The sequence below is a fragment of the Liquorilactobacillus sicerae genome, assembly GCF_029916425.1.
Taxonomy (GTDB): Bacteria; Bacillota; Bacilli; order Lactobacillales; family Lactobacillaceae; genus Liquorilactobacillus; species Liquorilactobacillus sicerae.
This window is the reverse complement of record NZ_JAHAVQ010000126.1, coordinates 1-560: the sequence shown is the minus strand read 5'-3', so window position 1 is coordinate 560 and position 560 is coordinate 1. Positions and strand designations below refer to the sequence as shown.

General features: G+C 40.9%; 1 protein-coding gene. It reads left to right on the top strand.

Annotated elements, in window-relative coordinates:
- Window positions 1-86 precede the first annotated feature (86 nt).
- Window positions 87-560 (top strand): universal stress protein (locus KH893_RS11600; RefSeq protein ID WP_281166254.1); only part of this gene is annotated, 474 nt, incomplete at its 3' end.

The window sequence follows — 560 nt, the reverse complement described above, 5'->3', positions numbered from 1 at the left end:
AGCAGGCTTATGACCATTTAGATTATTACCGGGTTTTAGATAGAAAATTTGTATTTCTTAATTTCGTAAGGAAACATGGAGCACTCATGGTTAGTAAATTCGAACCAAAACAATTCAAACACGTTCTTGCTGCTGTTGATGATTCGCCACAGGGCCAATCTGCTTTAAGCTTTGCCATTCATCAATCTCAGGAAGACCACGCAAAATTAACAATTTTATCAGTTCTTGAAGAAGATGAACTGCCGGTAACGACTCGTTTGGACGCCAATGAAATGAATCAACTTCAAGATCGAATCGATAAAGCATTAGTAGATTATCAACAAATAGCCAAAAATTCTGGTTTGAAAGCCGATCGGGTGGAAAAAATGTTTGCCCAAGGTGATAACGCCGGTGAAACCGTTGTTAAAGATGTCCTGCCGCACACAGATATTGATTTGGTCGTTGTTGGGGCACATTCAAGAACCGGATGGTCAAGTCATTTGGGTTCTCAAGCAAGCTATATTGCCAGAACGGCCCCTGTATCGGTCACGATTATTCGCGATAAAAAAACAGCCGAAGAC